25 protein-coding genes are annotated in these 22,219 nt (G+C 71.2%); 16 read left to right on the forward strand and 9 right to left on the reverse strand.

The window, feature by feature from the left end:
* Positions 1-20: 20 nt before the first annotated feature.
* From J2X68_RS06110 to J2X68_RS06140, 7 genes are all read right to left on the reverse strand, one after another.
* Positions 21-2,144: a pectinesterase family protein gene (locus J2X68_RS06110; RefSeq protein WP_310431415.1), complete on the reverse strand. Its 2,124-nt coding sequence runs from the start codon at positions 2,142-2,144 to the stop codon at positions 21-23.
* Between the two features lie 113 nt (positions 2,145-2,257).
* Positions 2,258-3,721 (reverse strand): HAMP domain-containing sensor histidine kinase, encoded by a 1,464-nt coding sequence (locus J2X68_RS06115; protein WP_310431416.1) that lies wholly within the window; start codon positions 3,719-3,721, stop codon positions 2,258-2,260.
* A complete protein-coding gene (locus tag J2X68_RS06120) occupies positions 3,718-4,455 on the reverse strand; it encodes a response regulator transcription factor (protein WP_054243830.1) in 738 nt (245 codons plus the stop codon). Before J2X68_RS06120 ends, J2X68_RS06115 begins: the two co-directional genes overlap by 4 nt.
* Positions 4,456-4,574: 119 nt before the next feature.
* The gene (locus J2X68_RS06125) at positions 4,575-4,784 is read right to left on the reverse strand and encodes a hypothetical protein (protein WP_310431417.1); all 210 of its coding nucleotides are present in this window, start codon (positions 4,782-4,784) and stop codon (positions 4,575-4,577) included.
* 29 nt (positions 4,785-4,813) lie between these two features.
* Positions 4,814-6,058 carry a trypsin-like peptidase domain-containing protein gene (locus J2X68_RS06130; protein ID WP_310431418.1) on the reverse strand — a complete coding sequence of 415 codons (1,245 nt, stop codon included), beginning with the start codon at positions 6,056-6,058 and terminating at the stop codon, positions 4,814-4,816.
* Between the two features lie 164 nt (positions 6,059-6,222).
* A complete protein-coding gene (locus tag J2X68_RS06135) occupies positions 6,223-7,245 on the reverse strand; it encodes a LacI family DNA-binding transcriptional regulator (protein ID WP_310431419.1) in 1,023 nt (340 codons plus the stop codon).
* Between the two features lie 105 nt (positions 7,246-7,350).
* Entirely contained in the window at positions 7,351-8,139 is a 789-nt protein-coding gene (locus J2X68_RS06140) for a response regulator transcription factor (RefSeq protein ID WP_310431420.1), read from the reverse strand.
* A gap of 203 nt (positions 8,140-8,342) precedes the next feature.
* On the opposite strand from J2X68_RS06140, the gene J2X68_RS06145 reads away from it, so the two are divergent.
* The 8 genes from J2X68_RS06145 (at position 8,343) to J2X68_RS06175 (ending at position 13,880) form a co-directional block, all read left to right on the forward strand.
* Positions 8,343-9,182 carry an alpha/beta fold hydrolase gene (locus J2X68_RS06145; protein WP_310431421.1) on the forward strand — a complete coding sequence of 280 codons (840 nt, stop codon included), beginning with the start codon at positions 8,343-8,345 and terminating at the stop codon, positions 9,180-9,182.
* A gap of 37 nt (positions 9,183-9,219) precedes the next feature.
* A complete protein-coding gene (locus J2X68_RS06150) occupies positions 9,220-9,474 on the forward strand; it encodes a MoaD/ThiS family protein (protein ID WP_310431422.1) in 255 nt (84 codons plus the stop codon).
* Position 9,475: 1 nt separating this feature from the next.
* Positions 9,476-10,957, forward strand: coding sequence for a hypothetical protein (locus J2X68_RS06155; protein ID WP_310431423.1), 1,482 nt, complete (start codon positions 9,476-9,478; stop codon positions 10,955-10,957).
* A gap of 178 nt (positions 10,958-11,135) precedes the next feature.
* Positions 11,136-11,873, forward strand: coding sequence for a DUF2993 domain-containing protein (locus J2X68_RS06160; RefSeq protein WP_310431424.1), 738 nt, complete (start codon positions 11,136-11,138; stop codon positions 11,871-11,873).
* A gap of 257 nt (positions 11,874-12,130) precedes the next feature.
* A complete protein-coding gene (locus J2X68_RS40255; RefSeq protein WP_351007875.1) occupies positions 12,131-12,211 on the forward strand; it encodes a putative leader peptide in 81 nt (26 codons plus the stop codon).
* Positions 12,212-12,349: 138 nt separating this feature from the next.
* Positions 12,350-13,189 (forward strand): sulfurtransferase, encoded by an 840-nt coding sequence (locus tag J2X68_RS06165; RefSeq protein WP_310431425.1) that lies wholly within the window; start codon positions 12,350-12,352, stop codon positions 13,187-13,189.
* A gap of 40 nt (positions 13,190-13,229) precedes the next feature.
* The gene (locus tag J2X68_RS06170) at positions 13,230-13,517 is read left to right on the forward strand and encodes a DUF1416 domain-containing protein (protein WP_010351646.1); all 288 of its coding nucleotides are present in this window, start codon (positions 13,230-13,232) and stop codon (positions 13,515-13,517) included.
* 90 nt (positions 13,518-13,607) lie between these two features.
* Positions 13,608-13,880, forward strand: a complete 273-nt coding sequence (locus J2X68_RS06175) for a DUF3099 domain-containing protein (RefSeq protein WP_310431426.1) — start codon at positions 13,608-13,610, stop codon at positions 13,878-13,880.
* On the opposite strand, the gene J2X68_RS06180 is transcribed toward J2X68_RS06175, so the two are convergent.
* Positions 13,877-14,239: a DsrE family protein gene (locus tag J2X68_RS06180; RefSeq protein WP_310431427.1), complete on the reverse strand. Its 363-nt coding sequence runs from the start codon at positions 14,237-14,239 to the stop codon at positions 13,877-13,879. The two genes, J2X68_RS06175 and J2X68_RS06180, sit on opposite strands and share 4 nt — an antisense overlap.
* A 102-nt stretch (positions 14,240-14,341) precedes the next feature.
* Between J2X68_RS06180 and J2X68_RS06185 the strand changes: the two genes are divergently transcribed.
* From J2X68_RS06185 to J2X68_RS06210, 6 genes are all read left to right on the forward strand, one after another.
* The gene (locus tag J2X68_RS06185) at positions 14,342-15,295 is read left to right on the forward strand and encodes a hypothetical protein (protein ID WP_310431428.1); all 954 of its coding nucleotides are present in this window, start codon (positions 14,342-14,344) and stop codon (positions 15,293-15,295) included.
* Positions 15,292-16,224 (forward strand): hypothetical protein, encoded by a 933-nt coding sequence (locus tag J2X68_RS06190; protein WP_310431429.1) that lies wholly within the window; start codon positions 15,292-15,294, stop codon positions 16,222-16,224. Before J2X68_RS06185 ends, J2X68_RS06190 begins: the two co-directional genes overlap by 4 nt.
* The gene (locus J2X68_RS06195) at positions 16,221-17,285 is read left to right on the forward strand and encodes a hypothetical protein (protein ID WP_310431430.1); all 1,065 of its coding nucleotides are present in this window, start codon (positions 16,221-16,223) and stop codon (positions 17,283-17,285) included. The genes J2X68_RS06190 and J2X68_RS06195 overlap by 4 nt, the downstream gene beginning before the upstream one ends.
* 231 nt (positions 17,286-17,516) lie before the next feature.
* Positions 17,517-18,092 (forward strand): FABP family protein, encoded by a 576-nt coding sequence (locus tag J2X68_RS06200; RefSeq protein ID WP_310431431.1) that lies wholly within the window; start codon positions 17,517-17,519, stop codon positions 18,090-18,092.
* 16 nt (positions 18,093-18,108) lie between these two features.
* Positions 18,109-18,555, forward strand: a complete 447-nt coding sequence (locus J2X68_RS06205) for a Fur family transcriptional regulator (RefSeq protein WP_020130354.1) — start codon at positions 18,109-18,111, stop codon at positions 18,553-18,555.
* Between the two features lie 10 nt (positions 18,556-18,565).
* Positions 18,566-19,531 carry a folate-binding protein gene (locus J2X68_RS06210; RefSeq protein WP_310431432.1) on the forward strand — a complete coding sequence of 322 codons (966 nt, stop codon included), beginning with the start codon at positions 18,566-18,568 and terminating at the stop codon, positions 19,529-19,531.
* Positions 19,532-19,537: 6 nt separating this feature from the next.
* On the opposite strand, the gene dtd is transcribed toward J2X68_RS06210, so the two are convergent.
* Positions 19,538-19,963 carry a D-aminoacyl-tRNA deacylase gene (gene dtd, locus J2X68_RS06215; RefSeq protein ID WP_310431433.1) on the reverse strand — a complete coding sequence of 142 codons (426 nt, stop codon included), beginning with the start codon at positions 19,961-19,963 and terminating at the stop codon, positions 19,538-19,540.
* A gap of 159 nt (positions 19,964-20,122) precedes the next feature.
* On the opposite strand from dtd, the gene J2X68_RS06220 reads away from it, so the two are divergent.
* Both J2X68_RS06220 and J2X68_RS06225 read left to right on the forward strand, forming a co-directional pair.
* The gene (locus tag J2X68_RS06220) at positions 20,123-20,689 is read left to right on the forward strand and encodes an aerial mycelium formation protein (protein WP_310431434.1); all 567 of its coding nucleotides are present in this window, start codon (positions 20,123-20,125) and stop codon (positions 20,687-20,689) included.
* A gap of 84 nt (positions 20,690-20,773) precedes the next feature.
* A complete protein-coding gene (locus J2X68_RS06225) occupies positions 20,774-22,039 on the forward strand; it encodes a GNAT family N-acetyltransferase (protein ID WP_310431435.1) in 1,266 nt (421 codons plus the stop codon).
* Positions 22,040-22,219: the final 180 nt, after the last annotated feature.

Genomic DNA, 22,219 nt, shown 5'->3' on the forward strand with positions numbered 1-22,219 from the left:
TCGGAGCTGGCAGAGGGGTGTCAGGAGGCCGTGGGGGTCCAGTCGCCCAGCCAGTCCGCGACCTCCTGGGCCGCGGCCTGGGCGTCGGTCAGCTGGGGGCGGTCGGAGCTCGCGGCGCCCGAGCCCGCGCCGGTGTTCTTGTACTCCGCGAACCGGTCGTCCTTCCAGGAGAAGCCGCCCATGTCGGACCAGGGAGTGGTCCTGATCGCGGCGCTGAGGGAGGTGTTGCGGACGGTGGCCTGCGGGTCGAGGGTCGCGTCGCCGCCCGCGTGCCAGTTGCGGCCGAGGAAGAAGCTCCGGTCGGACACGTCGCCGTTCACCGTGGAGTTGGCGATCAGGATGCCCTTGCGGTCCGCGGCCGTGCTCGGGGCCGTGACATAGCCGGCCGAGGTGCCGTTCCAGCGCTTCTTCAGGGTGATGACGGACTTGTCGATCACCGCGGTGGCCCGGCCGAAGATGAAGTCGGTGTTGCCGACGACATAGGAGTTGGTCATGTAGACGCGGCCCAGCTTGTCCTTGGCCGCGGTGTCCACCAGCAGGGTGTCCTGATCGCCGCTGACGATGACGCTGTCGAGGAACACCTTGTCGGCGGAGGTCCGCAGAGCGACCGCCTGCTGGGCGATGTCCTGGTGGGCGGCCTCGTCGAAGTCGTTGGAGAGGGTCAGGTTGCGGGCCTGGAAGTCGTCCGCTTCGACGGCGACGGTCGCGCTGCCGCCCGTGCCGTACGTGCCGGAGCCGTCGGGCTTGGGCGTACCGGACGCGTTGTCGTAGACGATCGTGGTGTCCTTGCGGCTGCCGCCGGTGCCCTGAAGGGTGACGTGCGGCTTGTTCGACGGGACCTTGACCAGCTCGCGGTACGTGCCCGGCGCGACGGCGATCACGACGCGCGAGGCGTTGTTCGCCGGTACGGCGTTCACGGCGGCCTGCACGGTCGTGTACTGCCCGCTGCCGTCCTTGGCGACGGTGAGCGTCGTGGCGGCGGCCGCCTGCGCCGCGGCTGCCGCGGCTGTCGCGGTTGTCGTCGCGGGCGCCGCCGTGCCGAGGGAACCGCGCGGTCCCGCGCCCGACTTGAGGAGCGCCGGCACGTCGGCCGCCTTGTCGAGGGTGTACGCGTAGTACGTCTTCGGGTCCCAGGCCGCGCCCGTGCCGCCGCTCTCGTTCTTGCCGGTCGTGCCGGAGAAGACGTTGCCGCGCTGGACGAGGGTGGCGGTCGCGTCCCGCACGACGGGGTTGGTCAGCCCCTGGAAGCAGGAGTTCTCCAGGACCATGTTCGTCGCGCCGCGCGCGTAGTTGCCGTACGAGGACGTGATGTCCGTCCCCGCCACGTCCTCCAGGAAGTTGTTGTACAGGTGCGCGTGGGCGACGTTGTCCGTGGACGGGTTGCGCTGCTCGGTCTCGCGGATCCAGTTGTGGTGGATGGTGATGTCGGCGGTGACGTGGTCGGTCCAGCCGATGCCGAACGCCTTGTTGTCCTGGCTCAGTCGGTTCCAGGAGACCGTCAGGTAGGTCGTGTCCTTGCGGCTGTCGATGAGTCCGTCGGCCATGTGACGCAGATCGTTGTGGTCGATCCAGACGTGGTGGGCGCCGTCCATCTGGACGGCGTCGAAGTCGTGCTCCTTGTCGTTCCAGACGCCCTGGTAGGCATCCCGGATCGTCAGGTTCCTGATGATGACGTTGTGGACGCCCTGGCCGAGGAAGAAGCCGCCGCCGACGATGTGCCCGGCGGTCCCGGACCCCACGATCGTCTTGTCCGACTGGACCTTGATCTCTTTCCCGACCGGGTCCATGGTGATCGTCGCGGCGACCACGATGACGTACGGCTCGGCGGCGGTCGCGTACTTCTCGAGGTCGGCGAGGGTCTTCACGGTGACGGTCGTGCCGTCCCGGCCGCCGTACGTGCCGTTCTGGCCCAGCGCGTCGACGGAGGCGAAGCCGTCGGCGGTGGCGGTCGCCCAGGCGGGCGCGGCGGCGGTCGCGGCCGACGCCCTGGCCTGCGCGTCCGCGCCCAGGAGCCCGAGGTCCGAGCCGTAGGCGAGGGTGCCGGCGGCGGTGAGGGCGAGGGGGACGCCGAACGCGAGCGCGGTGCCGCGCCTGCGGTGACGGGGTCCGCCGGTTCCTCTGCTGCTGCTGCGATGCGCGCTCATACGACCATCCGTTCCGTGCGGGGCGGGGGGAGGTGGTGCGCTGCTGGGTCGCCGCCCGGATCGGAAAGGTTGCCGAACTCGCGGAAATGCGCGAGGAGAGAGCCGTCCGCCTCCTACGGGGCGAGGGCGGGATCCTCCGGCGGAGGGGTCGGCGCCCCCGGCAGCCGGACCGTCGCCACGGTGCCGCCACCGTCCGCGCGCGCCAGGGTGACCTGGCCGCCGGCCTGTTCCACGGTACGGGCGACGATCGAGAGACCGAGGCCCGAACCCGGGAGGGCCCGTGCGCTGGGGGAGCGCCAGAAACGGTCGAAGACGTGCGGGAGTTCCTCCGTGGGGATGCCGGGCCCGTGGTCGCGGACCGTCAGCGTCCCGTGGCTCAGCCGGACGTCGATCGTGCCGCCCTCGGGGCTGAACTTCACCGCGTTGTCCAGGATGTTGACGACCGCCCGCTCCAGCGCGGCCGGTTCCGCCCGGGTGTACCAGGGTTCCAGCGACGCCGTGATGGTCAGCTCCGGGCCGCGCAGCCGGGCCCGGCGCAGTGCCGACTCCACCGCGTCCTCCATCGACACCACCTGCACGCGTTCGCCGCGCTGGGCCTCGGAACGGGACAGTTCCTGGAGGTCGCCGATGAGCGAGGCCAGCTCGGTCATCTGCGCCTTCACGGAGGCGAGGAGCGCCTTGCGGTCCGCCGGGGGGATCGGACGGCCCGTCTCCTCGCTGCGGGTGAGGAGCTCGATGTTCGTACGGAGAGAGGTGAGGGGGGTGCGGAGCTCGTGCCCGGCGTCCGCGATCAGCTGCTGCTGGAGCTCGCGGGAGTTGGCGAGGGAGGACGTCATGGAGTTGAACGACCGGGACAGGCGCGCGATCTCGTCGTCGGACTCCTCCTCCACCGGGATGCGCACGCTCAGATCCTCGGTGCGGGCCACGTGCTCGACGGCCTCGGTCAGTTTGTCCACGGGCCGGAGCCCGGCCCGCGCGACCGCCAGACCGGCGGCGCCGGCGCCCACGACTCCGATCCCGGAGACGAGGAGCAGCACCAGGGCGAGGTCGTTGAGGGTGGACTCGGTCCCCTTCAGAGGGACGGCGACCATGACGGCCCCGTAGGACTGCTCACCGGTCGCGGTGTTCTGGAGAGCGATCGGCGAGGTCATCACGCGAACCGAGTCACCGTTCTCGTCGGTGCCGTTCCGGATGAGGAAGCTGCCGCTGCTCGCGTTCTTGATCACGTCCTTGTCGGCCTGGGTGACCTTGATCGAGCCCTCGGACTCGTCCATGACGCAGGGGGTGCCGTCGGTCTTGAGTACCTGCGTGTAGAGGTCGTTGCGGAACGGGTTGTTGCTCGACTGGGGGGTCTGGGTGCAGTTGTCCAGTGCGTTCTGCATCTGGATGGCCTGGCCCGGCCCCTTCATCCGTGACTGCTTCAGGTCCTCGTCGACCTGGTCGTACAACTTCCCCTGCACGATGAACCAGCAGGTCACCGAGACCGCCGCGACCGCGAAGGCCACGGCGGCAGCCACGAGCATCGACAGCCGGGCCCGGATGGGAAGGGTCCGGAAGCGCCGCACGAGCTTGTTCACTCCGCCCCGCCCTGTCGCAACACGTACCCGACGCCCCGCACGGTGTGCACGAGGCGCGGCTCGCCGCCCGCCTCCGTCTTGCGGCGCAGGTACATCACGTACACGTCCAGCGAGTTCGACGACGGCTCGAAGTCGAAGCCCCAGACCGCCTTCAGGATCTGCTCACGGGTGAGCACCTGGCGCGGGTGGGCCATGAACATCTCCAGGAGGGTGAACTCCGTGCGGGTCAGTTCCACGGGGCGTCCGCCGCGCGTGACCTCGCGGGTCGCGAGGTCCATGCGCAGGTCGGCGAAGGTGAGGGCCTCGTCCTCCTCGACGGCGCCCGCTCCGGCCGCCGCCGCGTAGGAGCTGCGTCGCAGCAGGGCCCGTACGCGGGCGAACAGTTCGTCCAGTTCGAAGGGCTTGACCAGGTAGTCGTCCGCCCCGGCGTCCAGTCCCGTGACCCGGTCGCCGACCGTGTCACGGGCCGTGAGCATCAGGATGGGCGTGGTGTCGCCGGCCCCGCGGATCCGGCGCGCGGCGGTGAGACCGTCCATGCGCGGCATCTGGATGTCCAGCACCACCAGGTCGGGCTGGTAGGCGGTCGCCTTCTCCAGCGCGTCCGCGCCGTCCACGGCGACCTGGGTGTCGTAGCCCTCGAAGGCGAGGCTGCGCTGGAGTGCTTCGCGCACCGCCGGCTCGTCGTCGACGATCAGGATGCGCTGGGTGTCACGGTCGCCTTCGGCGGGGCTCATGGGCGTGGATTCCTCGGGTGCGGTGGGACGACGGGAGGCTGGACCTGCTGAACGTGCTGAGTGTCCTCAGCCTCGCACGGTTCCCGGTGTGCGCGTAAAGAGCGGTTTCGGGGACGAGATCAGCCGCGCATGGCCGCGATCCGGGTCAGCGGCACCTTGCGCTGGTGCGGGCGGGCCGCGGTGGTGCGCAGCCCCATCAGCTGCGGGGCCGCCACCTCCGGCGCGCGGACCGGCGCGACCGGCGGGTGCAGCTCGTACGCCACGTCGAGGGCCAGGCCGAGGTCGGCCGCACCGAAACCGGTCACCGTGTGCGAAACCTGCTTGATCATGACGTACTCCCTGACTCGGTGGTGGGTGGTCAGCTGTCGGAGCCGCCGGCCCGCAGCGTGGCGAGGTCGGCCTTGACGGTGTTGATCGGGATGGCGAAGCCGAGGCCGACGCTGCCGGCGTCGGCGGAGGAGGACGAGTCCGTCGCGGCGGAGTACATCGCGGAGTTGATGCCGATGATGTTGCCGCTGGCGTCGATGAGCGCGCCGCCGGAGTTGCCGGGGTTGAGGGAGGCGTCCGTCTGCAGCGCCTTGTACGTCGTCGTGGACGTCCCCGTGTCGCCGTTGAACTGCTGGCCGCCGAACTGGAACGGCCAGTTGCCGTCGCCGCCCTGGCCGCCCTGGCCCTGGCTCTGGCTCTCGTCGGTCGAGACGGTCACGTCCCGGCTCAGTGCGGAGACGATGCCGCTGGTGACGGTGCCGGTCAGGCCCTCGGGGGAGCCGATCGCCACGACCGTGTCGCCGACCTTGACGCCGTCGGAGTTGCCGAGGGTCGCCGCCTTCAGACCGGACGCGTTCTTCAGCTTGATGAGCGCGAGGTCCTTCTTGCTGTCCGTGCCGACGACCTCGGCGGTGTACGACTTGCCGTCGCTCGTCGACACCTTGATCGAGGTGGCGCCGGAGATGACGTGGTTGTTGGTGATGATCTCGCCGCCGCTGGTGATGATCACGCCGGAGCCGGTGGACGTCCCGTTGCTGAGCGTGGCGCTGACCTCGACGACGCTCGGGCTGACCGCGGCCGCGATGGTGGCCACGTCCCCCGTCTTGCTGGAGGGCACCACGCTGGTGGTGGTGGACGAGGAGACCACCTCCTCCTTGCCGGTCAGCTCCTGGATGCCGTAGGCCGTGCCGCCGCCTATGGCCGCCGCGACGATCGCCACCGCGGCGAGCAGCGCGAACGGGCCGCGGGCGCGCTTCCTCCGGTCGGGCGCGGGCTCGGAGGCCACGGGGGTGAGGAGAGCGGTTCCGCCGCCGTGGCCGCCGTGGTCGGCGCCGCCGGCCGCTGCCTGGGTCTGCCACACGGTGGCGGGCTCGACGGCCGGCTGCCGGTGGAGAGCCGCCTGCTGCACGGGCTGCTGCTGCGCCGACTGCGGGTGGGCCGACTGCGGGTGGGCGGGCTGCGCGACCGGCTCGTACGCCGGCGGCGGCGGCCACTCCGGGTTCACCGGGGACGAGCCCGCGGGGGCGGAGGCGTGCTGCTGGGCGCCCTCGTACGGGGCCTGGTACGGGTTCTCGAAGTTCTCGTACTCGCCGCTGCGGCGGATGCTCTCGGTCATGGAACGAAGCTTCTCGCCCGACCATGAGAGCTCCCTGAGTGCTCCCTGAGAAGCCCGCCAGAACCTTGTTTGCCCGATATAAAGAGCGGTCCCGAAGTTCGGCGGAGCCTCTCAGGCGCGTCTCATGCACGGCCCCCGCAGGCCCGTGAGGGCCCGCGGAACGGCTAGGCGCAGCCGCAGGACTGCCGTACCACCAGCTGGGAGGGGAACACCTTCAGCCGCTCGCGCCGCGAGCCCGCGACCCGCAGACCGTCGTCCAGGACGAGATCGACCGCCGCCCGGGCCATCGCCGAGCGGTCCGATGCGATCGTTGTCATGGGCGGGTCGGCGAGCGCCGCTTCCTTGATGTCGTCGAAGCCGATGACCGCCAGCTCGCCCGGCACGTCGATGCGCAGCTCGCGCGCGGCGCGCAGCAGACCGATGGCCTGGTCGTCGGTGGAGCAGAAGACCGCCGGCGGCCGGTCCGGGCCCGCCAGCAGCTCCAGGGAGACGCGGTAGGCGTCGTAGCGGTTGTACGGCGCCTCGAAGAGCCGGCCCTCGGTGCTGACGCCGGCCTCGTCCATCGCGCGCCGCCAGCCCTCGACGTGGTCGGAGACCGGGTCGCCCACGGAGGGGGTCTCCGCGGTGCCGCCGACACAGGCCACGTACTCGTACCCGTGCTCCAGGAGGTGGCGTACGGCGAGCTGGGCGCCGCCCAGGTCGTCGGTGACGACGGCGACGTCGTCGATGGCCTCGGGGCGCTCGTGCAGCAGCACCACCCGGGCGTCCCAGGCGTCGATCTCCGCGGCCGCCAGGTCGTTCAGCGCGTGGCTGACGAGGATGAGGCCCGAGACGCGCATCCCGAGGAACGCCCGCAGATAGTGGACCTCGCGCTCGGCGACGTAGTCGGTGTTGCCGACCAGCACCATCTTTCCGCGCTCGGAGGCGGCCTGCTCGACCGCGTGCGCCATCTCGCCGAAGAACGGCTGACGGGCGTCCGGGATGATCAGGCCTATGAGGTCGGTGCGCCGCGACGCCATCGCCTGGGCGACCCGGTCGGGCCGGTACCCCAGCTCCTTGATGGCGGCGAGGACACGCTCGCGCGTGGCCGGGGCGACCGGCCGGGGTCCATTGTTGATGACATAGCTGACGACAGCGGTCGAAGTCCCCGCCAGTCGCGCCACATCATCCCGAGTCACCTTGGCCACGCGCGGAGTCTACGCGGATGGACCCGCTCTGGGCAGGGCGTACAGGAGCTTGCCTGTGCGCGCGCAACGCCCTTTCCGAGCGGGTCCCGGGCTTACCGGCGGGTACTACGCCTCCGCCGAGACCTCTGCGGCGTCGAGGGCGGCCACGTTGTCCGCATCGTCCGCGTTTGACCGCTCCGACCGGTCCGTCTTGGCCTTCGCGTCCTCGCTCGCGCGCTCCCCCTTCTCAGGGGTAACGAATCGATAACCGACGTTCCGGACGGTTCCGATCAGCGACTCGTGCTCGGGGCCGAGCTTGGCGCGCAGGCGTCGTACGTGGACGTCGACGGTGCGGGTGCCGCCGAAGTAGTCGTAGCCCCAGACCTCCTGGAGCAGCTGTGCGCGAGTGAACACCCGGCCCGGGTGCTGGGCCAGGTACTTCAGGAGCTCGAACTCCTTGAAGGTGAGGTCCAGGACCCTGCCCTTCAGCTTCGCGCTGTAGGTCGCCTCGTCGACCGACAGGTCGCCGTTGCGGATCTCCATCGGGGAGTCGTCGTTGACGATCTGCTGGCGGCCCATGGCCAGTCGCAGCCGGGCCTCGACCTCGGCCGGTCCCGCGGTGTCCAGCAGTACGTCGTCGATGCCCCAGTCGGCGGTGACGGCGGCGAGGCCGCCCTCGGTCACGACCAGGATGAGCGGACAGCCGGGCCCGGTGGAGCGCAGCAGCTGGCAGAGGCTGCGGACCTGGGGGAGATCGCGGCGGCCGTCGATGAGGATGACGTCGGCACCGGGGGTGTCGACGAGGGCGGGGCCTTCGGCCGGGGCCACCCGCACGTTGTGCAGCAGCAGGCCGAGGGCCGGCAGCACCTCCGTCGACGGCTGGAGAGCGTTGGTCAGGAGCAGCAGAGAACTCATACGTCTGGTTCCTCCTCGGTCCCTGCGAGGACGTTTGCGGCACTGCGGCTTTTGCGGCACTGCTCTGCGATCCCGGGGGGCCGTACACCTTCGGTCACCTGGCGTTTCCCGCCCGATTCCCATTTCGTATACAACGCTTCCGAAAGCACAAAAGGACCCGGGGGCTACGCTGCCCGAGTCCTCTGTCCAGCAGAATAGCCCACATGAGCAGCGGTCCGGCAGGTCATGTGGCACGTTCCACCGTTCGTCCGAATTCCGAGACGGGCACGTGGGCACCATTGCGGACGTTTCTGCCCACTGCCGACGGGATCACCGTCGATTCCGTATACGAACCGGGTGCGGTCGTATACGACGCCTCCGCGCCATCCGCCCGTCACCCGGTGTTCGTCGTCGCGCACGGGTTCACCGGGGACGTGGACCGCCCGCACGTGCGGCGCGTGGCGTCCGTCCTCGCCCGGTACGGCGCCGTCGTCACCTTCTCCTTCCGCGGCCACGGCCGCTCCGGCGGGCACTCGACGGTCGGCGACCGCGAGGTGCTCGACCTGGCCGCGGTCGTGGACTGGGCCCGCTCGCTCGGACACGCGCGTGTGGTGACCGTCGGCTTCTCGATGGGGGGCTCGGTGGTCCTGCGGCACGCGGCGCTGTACGAGGGGACGGTGGACGCCGTCGTCTCGGTGAGCGCCCCCGCCCGCTGGTACTACCGCGGCACCGCCCCGATGCGCCGGCTGCACTGGATGGTCACCCGTCCCGAGGGCCGCCTGGTCGGCCGCTACGGCTTCCGCACCCGTATCCACCGCCGGGAGTGGGACCCCGTTCCGCTGTCCCCGGTCGAGGCGGTCCCGCGGATCGCGCCCACCCCCTTGCTGATCGTGCACGGCGACCGGGACGGCTACTTCCCCCTCGACCACCCCCGGATGCTGGCGGAGGCGGCCGCCGACCACGGCGAACTCTGGCTGGAGCACGGCATGGGCCACGCCGAGCACGCGGCCGACGACGCCCTGCTGGCCCGTATCGGGGACTGGGCGGTCGCGCGGGCGGGCTAGCCTGACCGTGTACACAGCCGACCGACAGAGGAACCTGATGCCCAAGGTCACGGTGCGCTACTGGGCGGCGGCCAAGGCCGCGGCCGGAGTCGCCGAGGAGCCGCACGAAGCGGCCACCCTCGCCGAGGCGCTCGACGCCGCACGTGCGCGACACCCCGGTGAACTCGTGCGTGTCCTGCAGCGATGCTCGTTCCTCGTCGACGGTGACCCCGTGGGCACCCGCGAACATGAGACGGTACGGCTGGCCGACGGCGGCACGGTCGAGGTGCTCCCGCCGTTCGCAGGAGGGTGAGATGACCGACCAGCCGTACGACCACCAGGGCCGTGAAGGGTACGAGGGCTACGAGGGCTCCGAGGGCTACGACCCGTACGCCCAGCAGCCCCAGCCGGCTCATCAGCCCCGGCACGCGCAGCAGCAGGCATGGCCCGGGCAGCAGCAGGGGTACGAGGACCCGCAGGCCCACCTCCAGCACACGCAGCAGTGGCAGGGCCAGACCTGGGAGACGAGCGTCCAGGCGCCGGTCACCCCGGCCGATCCGGCCCCGACCGCCTATCTGCCCCCGCAGACCGGCGAGGCCCCGGTTCATGGCGGCGCACAGCCCGCGTACGGCGAGGCCCCCGCGTACGGCGAGGCCCCCGCGTACGGCGAGGCCCCCGCGTACGGCGAGGCCTCGTACCGGGACACCTCCGCGTACGGCGACGCCTCGTACCAGGACACCTCCGCCTACGGCGGCGGCCCCACGGCGGGAGCGCCCCTGCCGCCGGAGAACCACGTCCAGCCGCAGGCACGGTCCCAGCACCACGCCCAGTCCCCGTTCCCGTACGACAACCAGTCCCAGCACCAGTCCCCGTACCAGGACGCCCGGGCGGGAGACCGGCACGCGGCCCCGGCGCCGCAGCACGCCCCCCACCAGCCCTCCGCGCCCGCCGCCCCCCTCGCTTCCGCCCCCGTGCCGGAGCCCGCGACCGGAGACACCGGCATGACCTACGGCCCCGCCACCCTGGCCGGCAACGCCCGCGTCACCGACGCCCAGCGGGCCCGCCTGGAGGGGCGTTCGCCGATCATCGAGCCGGGGATGCAGCCGGCCGCGCTCACCGCGCTGCTCGGTCTGCTCCTGTCCGGCGCGGCGGCCATCGGCTCGTACGCGCTCCTCGTCCCGCTCGTCGCGCTCCAGGCCGTCACGGCGGCCGGCTGGTTCCGGCTGAACGGCATGTGGCCGGCCCGTCAGGGCATCGCGCTCGCCTTCCTGGGCGCACTGGTCTCGGACGCGGCGCTCCTCGTGGCGGGCCGGGAGAACGCGCCCGCCGCGATCTTCGGCACCCTCGGCGTCTGGGTCCTGCTCTGTCTGGTCCTCCAGCTGCGCTCGCACGCCGACCCCGACGAACGCATGTACGGCCTGATGGCGACGGTCGCCTCCTCCGCGCTGGCCGTGCTGGCCACCGGGCACCTCGGCGCCGAGCCGGACGCGGTGACGGTCGGCGCGGCCGCGGTGGCGGTGGCCGTCCTGGCCCGGGCGCTGCCGCTGCCCACCCCGGCCTCCGTCGTGGTGGCCCTGCTCGCCGCGGCGGGCGCGGGCATCGCGGTCGGCGAGATGACCGGCCTGGGTGCCGGGGGCGCGCTGCTCGGCGCCGGCGCGGCGGTCTGCGCGCTCGTCGGCCACCGGGTCGCGAGCTACGACTACCCCTCGCGCTTCGTCCACTTCACCGCCGGTGTGGCCCTGCCGCTGGCCGCGTCCGCGCCCGCGGTCTACGTGCTCGGGCGGGCGCTGGCCTAGGGGAGGGTGCGGACGCCCGCGGCGGGAGCGAGCGGGCGTCGGCGGCGCGGGCGAGGGGCGACGAGCGGTGATGGTCTGTCACAGGTGATCGACAATTCCCCGGCGCCCCTGCGGCGCGGGGTTACCTTGAACCGTTGTCAATGAACCGTTCAGGCCATCCGGGTGGGGGAACTACCGCATGCGTGCGCTTCGAATACTGCTGGTCGTCGTCGTGGTCCTCGGCGGCCTGTTCGTGCTCGCGGACCGGCTCGCCGTGAACTTCGCGGAGGGTGAGGCGGCCGACAAGCTGAAGGCCAACGAGGGCCTCGCCACCACCCCGGACGTGTCCATCAAGGGCTTCCCGTTCCTCACCCAGGTCGCCGGCGGCTCGCTCGACGACGTCGAGGTCGGCATCAAGGACTACGAGGCGGCGACCGGCACCGACGGCCGGACGATCCGCATCGACGACCTCCAGGCGGACATGAAGGGCGTCGAGTTCTCCGGCGACTACAGCTCCGCCACCGCCTCCAGCGCCACCGGCACCGCGTCCATCACCTACGCCGAACTGCTCAAGACGGCGAAGTCCGAGCCGACGCGGGTGATGCAGGGCGTCACCGCCAACGTGGTCGGCCTCTCGGACGGCGGCAACGGCAAGATCAAGGTCGCCGTCGAGGCCACCGTCCTCGGCACCAAGCTGCCGCAGCCGGTGTACGTCCTCAGCACGGTCACCGTCGAGGGCGACACCGTCCGCGTGCACGCCGACTCGCTGCCCAGCTTCGGCGGGGTCCAGGCCGCTGAGAACGAGGTGCGCTCGATCACCGACTTCGAGCAGAAGATCGACGACCTGCCCGGCGGGATCAAGCTCGACAAGGTCCAGGCGGGGGCCGACGGGGTGGACATCTCGGTGAAGGGTTCGAACGTCAGGCTGGCCGGGTAGGGCTGACCCCCGGACCCCGGACGGACCCGGGACCGCCCCCCCCGGGCAGACCCGGGACCGGTTCCGGATGGACGGCGAACGTCCGACAGGCGAGACGCCGCAGTCCGTACCGTAGGGGTGACGACGGACACAAGCGCCCGGAAGCCGTGCGGAGACGGCCCGGGCGCTTTGCGTGTCCCATCATCCGGACGATCGCGTCTCACCATTCGGCATGCTGGTGACATGCCCACCCGTCCGTCCCTACGATCGTCGACATGATGCAGCGACAGGCGGATCTCACGAAGCGGCGGGCAGTAGACCTGTGCCGCGTCGCCGCCATGCTCTGTCGCACTTTCTGAGCGGAAGCGCCGCCGGCCTTCCGCGTTCTCCCGACGCCCTCACTCGAGGGCATCCGTGCGCCGGCCGCCGGCGAGACCCGGCCGCGCACCCCTCTTTCTTGCACACCCCCGCCGCAACTGCCCCGGAGGAGAACGAGCATGAGCCGCAGTGACGTCCTGGTCGACGCCGACTGGGTCGAGGCCAACCTCGACAACGCCGACATCGCCATCGTCGAGGTCGACGAGGACACGTCCGCGTACGAGAAGAACCACATCCGGAACGCCATCCGGATCGACTGGACCAAGGACCTGCAGGACCCGGTCCGCCGTGACTTCGTCGACCAGGAGGGCTTCGAGAAGCTCCTGTCGGCCAAGGGCATCGCCAACGACACGCTGGTGATCCTCTACGGCGGCAACAACAACTGGTTCGCGTCCTACGCCTACTGGTACTTCAAGCTCTACGGCCACGACAACGTCAAGCTTCTCGACGGTGGCCGCAAGAAGTGGGAGCTGGACGCCCGCGAGCTGGTCGAAGAGGTGCCCGAGCGCCCCGAGACCTCCTACCAGGCCAAGCCGCAGGACAAGTCCATCCGCGCCTTCCGCGACGACGTCGTGGCGGCCATCGGTTCGCAGAACCTGGTCGACGTCCGTTCGCCCGACGAGTTCAGCGGCAAGCTGCTCGCCCCGGCGCACCTGCCGCAGGAGCAGTCGCAGCGTCCGGGCCACGTCCCGTCCGCCCGCAACATCCCGTGGTCGAAGAACGCCAACGACGACGGCACCTTCAAGTCGGACGACGAGCTCAAGGCGCTCTACGCCGACGAGCAGGTCGACCTGGCCAAGGACACCATCGCGTACTGCCGCATCGGCGAGCGCTCGGCCCTGACCTGGTTCGTGCTGCACGAGCTGCTGGGCGTGGAGAACGTCAAGAACTACGACGGCTCCTGGACCGAGTACGGCTCCCTCGTCGGCGTCCCGATCGAGCTCGGCGCCAACAAGTAACCATCCGAAGAACCGACCTGAACGACCTCTGGAGAAGCACATGTGTGGAGCGAAGGCCGGCGGCCCGGACGCCTCGACGATCAAGCCCGGTGAGACCACGATCCAGGGTCAGGTGACCCGGGACGGCGAGCCGGTGACGGGCTACGTCCGTCTCCTGGACTCGACCGGCGAGTTCACCGCGGAGGTCCCGACCTCCGCCACCGGACAGTTCCGCTTCTACGCGGCCGAGGGCACCTGGACCGTTCGCGCCCTCGTCCCCGGGGCCACCGCCGACCGCACGGTCGTCGCCCAGCAGGGCGGTCTCGCGGAGGTCGCGATCGCGGTCTGAACGACACCGTGAACCACTGAAGGGCCGCACCCCGCGGGTCTGGGCACCGGGGGCGCGGCCCTTCGGCGTGCGCGGACCTACGCTGGAGGTATGTACGCACGGCGACGGCACGTCTACTTCGCCATGATGGGGACCTGCATCGGTCTCTTCGTCCTGGCGTGGGCGGTCGTGCGCCTCTGGTCGATCCCGGTGGCCGTGGGCATGTGCGTGGTGGCCATGCTCATCCCGCCGCTCGCCGCGATGGTCGCCAACCGGCGCGGCCCCGAGGACCGCTGGTGGGACGACCCGTCCGGCGACCCGAAGTCCGACGAGTGGTGGGACGAGCTGGACGGCAAGAAACGCCGGCCCCAGAGCCCGCCCTAGTAGACGAGCGCCTGCGCGCCGTCGGCCAGTGCCTCCTGCACGAACACCTGGGCTCCCGCGATCCGCACGCCCTCGATGACGTCCTTCTCCGTGATGTCCCGGCGGGCCGCGCACTGGGTGCACAGGGTGAGACGGCCACCGGCCAGGATCGAGTCGAGCAGCCCGGGCAGCGGGGCCGCGTGCGGCAGCTCGAACTCGGCGGCCCGGCCGGGCAGCGCGAACCAGGCGGACTCCCCGGTCAGCCACAGCGAGACCTCGACCCCACTGGCCACGGCGACGGCCGCGACCGTGAACGCCTGAGAGCACCGCTCGGGCGCATCGGCCCCGGCCGTCACCTTGATCACGAGCTTCTTCGCCATGCCTGAATCGTAATCAACTCCACTACAACTCACGAAGTTGACCATGGGTCTCCTGTGCAGCGCGAGACGGAATCCGCGCTTCACGCTTCTGAGGGGGATGTTGTGGAAGGTCCTGAAAGGGCCGAAGAGGTAGTTGGTGAAAGCGGGACGGTCGAGGCGGCAGACACGGACGGCGCGGACGGCAATCACAGCACGGACGGCAAGAGCAGCGCGGACAGCAAGAGCAGCACGGACGGCACGGACAGCACGCTCGGGGCCGCCGGGGCCGCCGGGGCCGCCGGGGCAGAAGCGGCCGATGTGGCCGATGTGGCCGATGTGGCCGCAGCGCCCCTTCCCCGCCCCCGCCCCCGCCGCCGCGGACGTACGACGGCGATGATCGCCGGAGCCGCCGTGCTCGGGGTCGTCGCCGGGGCCTGCGCCGGTTTCCTCGTCCAGGCCGACCGCGAACCGACCGCGCTGCCGCCGCTCTCGCAGCCCGTGATCGCGCAGGGCAAGGGCGAGGTCGAGCCGCTGTCGGCGGCGCAGGACCGGCGGGTCAAGACGGACGGCGACCTGCGCAAGCTGCTGATCACGCGCCCCAAGGGCGCCAAGGACAGCCTGTTCCCGCTGGGGACCGACGGCTGGGTCGACCTGGCCACCTACGCGGACCGGTACGAGAAGCCGGGCGCCACGTTCGACAACCTGGTCGAGGACGAGTTCCGCCGCGCGGCGGAGACCTCGTGGCGGGTGGGCGAGACGTACAACGTCCAGATCGAGCTCGTGCAGTTCCGTCAGCTGAGTTCGGCGGCCGCGGCGGACTGGGCCGACAACGGCCACTACTGGGCCGAGGACGAGGACGACACCCGCAGTTGGCCCGTCCCCGGCACAGGGGAGGGCAACGGCACGGCCTACGTGCACGACACACCCGACCGGAAGCCGGGCTACCTCCCGTTGTACACGGCCGAGGCGCACGCCTGGCGGGGCGACATCTACGTGGAGATCTTCGTCAGCGACAGCAAGCCGATCTCCAAGGCGAAGATCATGGACCTGGCCCAGCGGCAGGTGGGAAAGCTGTGAGCGAGAACCCCGAGAACCCCGAGAACCCCGAGAACCCCGAGAACGCGGCGACCCCTGAGAACGCCGGGACACCCGAGAGCGCGGGGACCCCCGAGACACCCGACACCGTCGTCGACGGCGTCGAAGTCGTCGAGGGCGGGGACGCCGAACCCGCCGTCGCGAAGCCGTCCCGCAGGGCCCTGCGCCCCGGCCGTGTCGCCGCCGTGGCGGGATCCGCGCTGCTGGCCTGCGCGCTCGTCGGCGGTGTCGGCTACACCGTCGTGACCGTCCAGGACGCCGACCGGGACCCCGGCAAGCCCACGTGGACGTTCGCGCCGCCGGTCGACCCGGACGAGGGGAAGGCCGGGCGGCAGGGCGCGGGCAAGGGGCTGAGCGCCCTGCTCGTGCCGTACGGCACCGACGGCTTCGAGCGCGGCCCCGACCTCGCCGAGTTCGGCGCGGACGCGGAGTTCAGCGGCGCGCAGGCCACCGCTCTGCGCAAGGAGTCGGTCAAGGGCCTGCCCAGCAAGTCGCGTCGTCAGCTGGAGAAGCTGATCGACAAGGAGCGCATCAAGGGCATGGCGATGCGCAGCTATGTCGTGGGCCCGTCGGACTACAACACCGAGGACGCGATCACGTTCGACGTGACGCTGTCGCGGCAGGAGAACCGGACCGCCGTGCGGGAGGCGGCGGCGTCCTTCAACAGCTTCCTCGCCGGCACGGACATCTTCCGCAAGGGTCCGAAGATCGCGGGGCACAAGGACGCCCAGTGCTTCCTAACGCCCAAGGGCAAAGCCGAGGAACTGGGCTTCGCGCTCTGCTCCGCCTCCGTGGGAGACGTGCTGGTCAGCGTCACCGCGGACGCTCCCGGCGTGCTCGACGCGAAGTTCGTCGCCACGTTCTTCACCGCACAACTCGACCGCATCGACGACCCGGGACAGGCCGTATGACCACCGCCCAGCCACCCAAGCCGAGCCCTGCCGCGACGCCCCCCGAGCCGACGGACGAGCCCCGCCCCGAGCCGGTCGAGGAGAAGGCTGCCGCGCCGGTCGAGGACAAGAGCGCGGCGCCGGTCGGCGAGGAGGCTGCCGAGCCGGCCCCTGCGGTGACCACCGACGCCGCCACCGCCGCGCCGACCGCCGCGCCGACCGCCGAGACGCTCCCCGAACCGGGTGCCGGACCGGGTGCCGAGACGCAGGCGGAGGCCGAGCCCGGGAACGCGGCCCTAGGAACCGGTGTCCCGAAGGACCGCCGGGTGCTGCGGGCCATGCTGCGCTGGACCGCAGTCGTCACGGTGTTCGCGGCGCTCGGGGCCGGGACGGCGTACGGGATCACGAGCATGGAACGCACCGACGTGCCCGGTCTCGCCACCGAGTCGGACGGCCGCTGGGCGTACCCGGAGCTCACCATGCCGCCGGTGCCCTCCGGCAGCCCGCGCCCGTTCGACACCAAGAACTGGGGGCAGTCCCACTACGCGGACCTGCGCGCGCTGCTGCTGCCCGCACCCGAGGGGGCGACGGACGACAAGGCGCTGCGAGGCGCCGACGGCTGGCTGCCGACGAAGGACTTCCTCACGGTCTTCGAGTCGAAGGAGGACCAGGAGGCCGTCGGCCGGCTGCTCACCGACCACGGACTGCGGCACATCGCGGCCCGCGGCTGGACCACCCCGGACGGCACCGGCACCCGCGTCTACCTGCTCCAGTTCGACACCGGGACGGTGGCCGACAACCTCTACGGCGAGCTCACCACCTACGGCGCCCCCCGGTACGCCGCGCGCGGCGCCACCACGGCGGAGTTCGACGACAAGTACCCCACCGCCGCCGACTTCGACACCATGAGCGTCATGCGGTACTCCTACGACGAGGTGAAGCCGTACGGCGCGGAGCACCTGCGGCAGTCCTACCTCCGCGCGGGTGACGTCATCGCCCTGGTCCTGCAGTCCCGCAAGGGCACCGCCGCGGCCGTCCCCTTCCAGCAGACCGTCACCCTGCAGAGCCAGCTGCTGGGCTGACCCCCGTGAGGGAGTACCTCACACGGAGGGCCGGCCCCCGGCCGCGTAAGCTGGGGGCCGGCCCCGTTGTACGTACCCCGAAGCACGCTCATCCGAGGAGCACCCCGTGGAGATCTTCTTCGAAGCCCTGCTGGTCCTGGTCTGCGTCGGCGTTCTCGCCTTCGCCGGTCTGACCGTGAAGAAGCTGTACCAGGGCCAGCGCTGACCTACCACGTCCAGGAACTGTCACCCATGATCGAGATTCCGTCCGACCTCCACAAGGACCTCGTCCCCCTCGCCTTCCTGCTGGGCAGCTGGGCGGGCGCGGGCGTGCACGACTTCCCCGGTTCGGAGAAGTGCAACTTCGGGCAGGAGGTCACCTTCGGCCACGACGGCCGGGACTTCCTCGAGTACCACTCCCACACCTGGGTCCTGGACGGCGAGGGCAACAAGATCCGGCCGCTCGAGTCGGAGTCCGGCTTCTGGCGCGTCGACGCCGACCGCAAGGTCGAGGTGACCATGGTCCGCGACGACGGCGTGGTCGAGATCTGGTACGGCGAGCTCGCCGACAAGAAGCCGCAGATCGACCTCGTCACCGACGCGGTGGCCCGCACGGCCGCCTCCGGCCCCTACACCGGCGGCAAGCGCCTGTACGGCTACGTCAAGAGCGACCTCATGTGGGTCGGCGAGAAGCAGACCCCCGAGGTCGAGCTGCGCCCCTACATGTCGGCGCATCTGAAGAAGGTCGTCACCCCGGAGGACGTCGAGCGCTGGGCGAAGGCCCTCCCCGACGACATGCCGGACGACGGGATCGCCTTCTTCAAGTAGTTCTAGACTCTTCGGTGTGGTGAGCACTGAAAGCACTGACTGGAAGAGCGACCTGCGGCAGCGCGGATACCGGCTGACGCCGCAGCGGCAGCTTGTCCTCGAAGCCGTGGACACCCTTGAGCACGCGACCCCCGACGACATCCTCGTGGAAGTGAGGAAGACGGCGTCGGGGGTCAACATTTCCACCGTGTACCGGACCCTGGAGCTCCTGGAGGAGCTGGAGCTGGTCAGCCACGCGCATCTGGGGCACGGGGCGCCGACCTACCACCTGGCGGACCGGCACCATCACATCCACCTCGTCTGCCGGGACTGCGGCAACGTCATCGAGGCGGACGTCCAGGTGGCCGCGGAGTTCCGGGACAAGCTGCGCGAGACCTTCGGCTTCGACACGGACATGAAGCATTTCGCGATCTTCGGGCGGTGCAAGGACTGCACGCTCAAGGGTTCAATTACCAAGTCGTAGGCTTGGGCCCATGAAGAGCCCTCTGCTGTCCCTGCCCGGCGCCGTCCCCGCCGAGGGTGTGGACGAAGGCGTCGCCGGTCACTACGGCGACCTGTTCCGCGAGCAGCGCGCCCTCGCCGACGGCGCCGGTTTCGTCGATCTCTCGCACCGCGGAGTCGTCACCGTCTCCGGCGAGGACCGGCTGAGCTGGCTGCACCTTCTCCTCACCCAGCACGTCACCGACCTCCGCGTCGGCGAGGCCACCGAAGCGCTGATCCTCTCCGCGAACGGCCACATCGAACACGCGCTCTACCTGGTCGACGACGGTCTGACGGTGTGGATGCACGTCGAACCCGGCACCGAGGAGGCGCTGATCGGCTACCTGGAGTCGATGAAGTTCTTCTACCGGGCCGAGGTCGCCGACCGCACCGCCGACATCGCGGTCGTGCATCTGCCCGCGGGTTCCATCGCCCCCGTCCCGCCGGGTGTCGTCGTCCGGGAGACCGCGTACGGCCGTGATCTCTTCCTGCCCCGCGCCGATCTGGAGGCCTTCGCGGGGCAGGCGGGGCCGCCGGCCGGGATCCTCGCCCACGAGGCCCTCCGCGTCGAGCACCACCGTCCGCGGCTCGGCTTCGAGACCGACCACCGCACCATCCCGCACGAACTGGGCTGGATCGGCACCGCCGTGCACCTGCAGAAGGGCTGCTACCGCGGTCAGGAGACGGTGGCCCGGGTGCAGAACCTCGGTAAGCCGCCCCGCCGCCTCGTCTTCCTGCACCTCGACGGCAGCGAGGTCCATCTGCCGGTCGCGGGCACCGAACTCCGGGTCGCCGCCGACGGCCCCGACGGCCGCAAGATCGGCTTCATCACCACGTCCGTACGCCACCACGAGCTCGGCCCGGTGGCGCTGGCCCTGGTGAAGCGGAACGTGCCGGTGGACGCGCCGCTGCTGGCCGGGACGACCGCGGCCGCTCAGGAGACGGTCGTCGAGCCCTAGGGCGGTTCAGATCTCGATCAGCACGGTGAACGGGCCGTCGTTCGTCAGCGACACGCGCATCTGCGCGCCGAACCGGCCCGTCGCCACCGTCGCGCCCAGCTCCCGCAGCCGGGCGACGACCTCGTCGACGAGCGGCTCGGCGACGTCGCCGGGGGCGGCCGCGTTCCAGGTGGGGCGGCGGCCCTTGCGCGCGTCCCCGTACAGCGTGAACTGGCTGACCACGAGCAGCGGGGCGTCGATGTCGCTGCACGACCTCTCGTCGTGGAGCATACGGACCGACCAGAGTTTGCGGGCGAGCTGAGCCGCCTTCTCCTTCGTGTCCTCGTGGGTGACCCCGACCAGGACGCACAGCCCCTCGCCGCTGATCTCCCCGACCGTCTCGCCGTCCACGACGACGCTCGCGCCGTCCACCCTCTGCACCACCGCTCGCATGCGGACCATGATGCCGGGTCCCCCGCGCGGACCCGCGAGGGGCCCATTTTTGATCCTTAAGCCCCCATCTGGGGCCGTTCGGGGGGACTCGGTAACCCGGCGGTCGATCGGGGTGGCACGATGCTTCCCACACGCCGGTCGAGGGGACGGTAGAAGGACATGAGCACACCGAGTACCGGGCGGCCTGCGACACATCGGCCGCCGGCACAGCGCAGCGACAGCCCCGTGCTGCCCGCGGAACGACCCGAGCACGACCTGACCCGGCTGAGCCTGCCCGAACTGCGCACCCTGCGCCGGGACGCCCAGCGCGACGAGGCCGACCTCAGCTATGTACGACGGCTGCTCCAGGGCCGTATCGACATCCTGCGCGCGGAGCTGGCCCGCCGCTCTCCGACGGGCGCGGCCTCCGTGGTGGAGCGGCTGTCGGAGATCCTCACCGACGCTCCCGCCCGGCACCGTTCCTCGGCCCGCCACGTCACCCTGGGAACCCCGCACAGCGAGGAGTACCGGCGGCTGGCCGCCGACATGCTCGCCGACGTCGAACTCTCCGACCTCGGCGCGCGCACCGATCCCGAGCTCCACGACGCGATGGGCTGCCTGGTCCGCTACGAGCAGCAGGTCTCGAGCCGGCGCCAGCTCCTCCAGCGGACGGCCGACGAGTCGGGCGCGGAGATCACGCGGCGCTACCGGGAGGGAGAGGCGCAGGTGGAGGACCTGCTGGTGTGACCGCGCGGGAGCCCTGGGGGAGGCGGGCGGCGAGGGCGGGAAAAATCTTCGCGCCGCCCGCCCGCCCCTGCCTACGGTGATCCCATGACCCGCCGAGCCATCCAGCAGCCCCTCGAAGTCCGCACGATCACCGATGCGGAGCTTCCCGACTGGACCCGTGCCGTGAACACGGGCTTTCTGCGCCCGCCCACCGTCCCCGACCAGATGCTCGCCGACCGTCGGGTCGCGTTCGCCGACTCCCGGTTCTCCGGCGCCTTCGACGCGGGCCGGTGCGTGGCGACCTTCCGCTCGTTCGACCAGGAGCTCACGGCGGTCGGCGGCGCCCCGGTCCCCGCCGACGCCATCTCCAACGTCACCGTCGCGCCCACGCACCGCCGCCGCGGGCTCCTCACCCGTCTGATGGCCGACGACCTGACGGCGGCGAAGGACCGCGGGGACGTCGTGGCCACCCTGATAGCGGCCGAGTACCGGATCTACGGCCGGTACGGCTTCGGTCCCGCGACCACCATGACCGAGTGGTCCATCGACGTGCCGCGCACCGGCCTCGACCCGAACCGGCCGGTCCCGCAGGACGGCGGCCGGATCGACTTCGCCGACGCCGAGGAGATCCGCCTGCTCGGCCCCGAGCTGCATGAGCGGCTGCGGAGCGTCCAGCCGGGCGTGATCGACCGGGACGAGCACTGGTGGGCGGCGCGCACCGGACGGCTGTGGCTGTTCGGCAGCCCATGGGTCGAGCCGTTCTTCGTGGTGTACCGCTCGGCGGAGGGGGTGGTGGAGGGCATGGCCTCCTACCGCGCGGACGACGAGTGGAGCGACGGCAAGCAGCCGCTGAACACGGCGACGGTGAACTGGCTGAGCGCGGTGACCCCGGCCGCGGAGCGCGCCCTGTGGCACTACCTGTGCTCCATCGACTGGATCACCCGGGTGAAGACGGGCTGGCGTTCACCGGACGACCTGCTCCCGCTCCATCTGCCGGACCCGCGGGCGGCGCGCATCACCACGCAGGCGGACTGGCTGTGGGTGCGGATCCTGGACGTCGTGCGGGCTCTGGAGGCGCGGACGTACGCCGCGTCGGGCGCGCTGGTCCTGGAGGTCGTCGACCGGGCGGGCCTGGCCGGAGGCCGCTTCCTGCTGGACGCGACCCCCGACGGCGCCTCCTGCACGCCGACCACCCGCGAGGCCGATCTCACCCTGGACGTCGCCGAGCTGGCGACGCTGTGGCTGGGCGACCAGTCCGTGGGTCGGCTGGCGGCGCTGGGCCGGCTCCGGGAAGAACGAGCGGGCGCCGCCCGTGAGGCCGACGCCCTGCTGCGTACGTCCGGGCGGCCGTGGTGCCCGGACATCTTCTGACGGCTCCTTCCGGTGTGGCCGGTCGGCGTCGCCGACCGGCGCTGCGGTGCTCTCGTGCCTGATTCCTCGTGCGCGAGTGTCCCGGTGTTCGTGTCGCTGTGAATGCGGGTATCCGTAGCTGTTCAGTTGTGGCTGTGCGCGCGATCTGAAGTTGTGGCTGTGCGGGCGATGTTCAGTTGT

The organism is Streptomyces sp. 3330, from assembly GCF_031456635.1.
GTDB lineage: Bacteria > Actinomycetota > Actinomycetes > Streptomycetales > Streptomycetaceae > Streptomyces.

What these genes read in the sequence shown, in the direction of transcription:
- J2X68_RS06180 (WP_310431427.1), bottom strand. Translation starts at nt 14,239, where the DNA reads ATGGCGAAGAAGCTCGTGATCAAGGTGACGGCCGGGGCCGATGCGCCC.
- J2X68_RS06140 (WP_310431420.1), bottom strand. Translation starts at nt 8,139, where the DNA reads ATGAGTTCTCTGCTGCTCCTGACCAACGCTCTCCAGCCGTCGACGGAG.
- J2X68_RS06175 (WP_310431426.1), top strand. Translation starts at nt 13,608, where the DNA reads ATGTACGCACGGCGACGGCACGTCTACTTCGCCATGATGGGGACCTGC.
- J2X68_RS06170 (WP_010351646.1), top strand. Translation starts at nt 13,230, where the DNA reads ATGTGTGGAGCGAAGGCCGGCGGCCCGGACGCCTCGACGATCAAGCCC.
- J2X68_RS06125 (WP_310431417.1), bottom strand. Translation starts at nt 4,784, where the DNA reads ATGATCAAGCAGGTTTCGCACACGGTGACCGGTTTCGGTGCGGCCGAC.
- J2X68_RS06155 (WP_310431423.1), top strand. Translation starts at nt 9,476, where the DNA reads ATGACCGACCAGCCGTACGACCACCAGGGCCGTGAAGGGTACGAGGGC.
- dtd (WP_310431433.1), bottom strand. Translation starts at nt 19,963, where the DNA reads ATGCGAGCGGTGGTGCAGAGGGTGGACGGCGCGAGCGTCGTCGTGGAC.
- J2X68_RS06225 (WP_310431435.1), top strand. Translation starts at nt 20,774, where the DNA reads ATGACCCGCCGAGCCATCCAGCAGCCCCTCGAAGTCCGCACGATCACC.
- J2X68_RS06200 (WP_310431431.1), top strand. Translation starts at nt 17,517, where the DNA reads ATGATCGAGATTCCGTCCGACCTCCACAAGGACCTCGTCCCCCTCGCC.
- J2X68_RS06210 (WP_310431432.1), top strand. Translation starts at nt 18,566, where the DNA reads ATGAAGAGCCCTCTGCTGTCCCTGCCCGGCGCCGTCCCCGCCGAGGGT.
- J2X68_RS06195 (WP_310431430.1), top strand. Translation starts at nt 16,221, where the DNA reads ATGACCACCGCCCAGCCACCCAAGCCGAGCCCTGCCGCGACGCCCCCC.
- J2X68_RS06165 (WP_310431425.1), top strand. Translation starts at nt 12,350, where the DNA reads ATGAGCCGCAGTGACGTCCTGGTCGACGCCGACTGGGTCGAGGCCAAC.
- J2X68_RS06220 (WP_310431434.1), top strand. Translation starts at nt 20,123, where the DNA reads ATGAGCACACCGAGTACCGGGCGGCCTGCGACACATCGGCCGCCGGCA.
- J2X68_RS06130 (WP_310431418.1), bottom strand. Translation starts at nt 6,058, where the DNA reads ATGACCGAGAGCATCCGCCGCAGCGGCGAGTACGAGAACTTCGAGAAC.
- J2X68_RS40255 (WP_351007875.1), top strand. Translation starts at nt 12,131, where the DNA reads ATGCAGCGACAGGCGGATCTCACGAAGCGGCGGGCAGTAGACCTGTGC.
- J2X68_RS06160 (WP_310431424.1), top strand. Translation starts at nt 11,136, where the DNA reads ATGCGTGCGCTTCGAATACTGCTGGTCGTCGTCGTGGTCCTCGGCGGC.
- J2X68_RS06150 (WP_310431422.1), top strand. Translation starts at nt 9,220, where the DNA reads ATGCCCAAGGTCACGGTGCGCTACTGGGCGGCGGCCAAGGCCGCGGCC.
- J2X68_RS06110 (WP_310431415.1), bottom strand. Translation starts at nt 2,144, where the DNA reads ATGAGCGCGCATCGCAGCAGCAGCAGAGGAACCGGCGGACCCCGTCAC.
- J2X68_RS06120 (WP_054243830.1), bottom strand. Translation starts at nt 4,455, where the DNA reads ATGAGCCCCGCCGAAGGCGACCGTGACACCCAGCGCATCCTGATCGTC.
- J2X68_RS06145 (WP_310431421.1), top strand. Translation starts at nt 8,343, where the DNA reads ATGAGCAGCGGTCCGGCAGGTCATGTGGCACGTTCCACCGTTCGTCCG.